The organism is Micrococcus sp. GbtcB5 (assembly GCF_019091605.1).
GTDB lineage: Bacteria > Actinomycetota > Actinomycetes > Actinomycetales > Micrococcaceae > Micrococcus > Micrococcus luteus.
This window is the reverse complement of sequence record NZ_JAGXJK010000553.1, coordinates 1-232: the sequence shown is the minus strand read 5'-3', so window position 1 is coordinate 232 and position 232 is coordinate 1. Positions and strand designations below refer to the sequence as shown.

The 232-nt window shown below is 41.8% G+C and carries 1 rRNA gene; it reads left to right on the top strand.

The features are described 5' to 3' along the window. The first annotated feature begins 75 nt into the window (after positions 1–75). Positions 76–191, top strand: a 5S ribosomal RNA gene (gene rrf, locus KVS67_RS13475). The last annotated feature ends 41 nt before the right edge of the window (positions 192–232 follow it).

Sequence of the window (232 nt, the reverse complement as noted above, 5' to 3'; positions counted from 1 at the left end):
ATACTAATAGATCGAGGACTTAACCATATAATATGTAGCAATGTTATCTAGTTTTGAAGGAATATGCCTTCATAGTTTGGTGATGATGGCAGAGAGGTCACACCCGTTCCCATACCGAACACGGAAGTTAAGCTCTCTAGCGCCGATGGTAGTTGGGACCTTGTCCCTGTGAGAGTAGGACGACGCCAAGCAAAAAACTAAGTCGATTCGACTTAGTTTTTTTTGTGTTTAT